This window comes from Ensifer sp. NM-2 (assembly GCF_003024455.1).
GTDB lineage: Bacteria > Pseudomonadota > Alphaproteobacteria > Rhizobiales > Rhizobiaceae > Ensifer > Ensifer canadensis.
Window position 1 is genome coordinate 1 of the sequence record NZ_PVZR01000140.1, and the last position, 462, is coordinate 462.

Consider the following 462-nt stretch of genomic DNA (forward strand, 5'->3'; position numbering starts at 1 on the left):
CGCCTCCGAGGGCAGGCGGTGCCGGCGCCGCGTACGGGCGATCGACACGGGGTCGAAGTTCGCGGACTCGACCACGATCGTGGTGGTGGCGTCCGTGACCTCGGTGGCGGCCCCGCCCATGACGCCCGCCAGGCCGATGGGGCCGGAGTCGTCCGCGATGAGCAGGTCCTCGGGGTCGAGCTCGCGCTCCTTGCCGTCGAGGGTGGTCAGGGTCTCTCCGGCCCGCGCGCGGCGCACCACGATCTCGCCGGAGAGCGTGTCCGCGTCGTAGAAGTGCAGGGGCTGGCCCAGCTCCCACATGACGTAGTTGGAGATGTCCACCGGCAGGGAGATGGTGCGGATGCCGGCCAGGCGCAGGCGCGCGGCCAGCCACGGCGGGGTCGGGCGGGTCGCGTCCACGCCGGAGACCGTGCGAGCCACGAACCGGGTGGCCCCGGGCTCGCCGTGGATCGGCGCGTCGTC

Annotated in this window: 1 protein-coding gene; it reads right to left on the reverse strand. The window is 74.2% G+C overall.

Annotated elements, in window-relative coordinates:
- A partial coding sequence (locus C6558_RS39175; protein ID WP_256372004.1) for a phenylalanine--tRNA ligase beta subunit-related protein occupies positions 1-462 on the reverse strand: 462 nt, incomplete at both ends.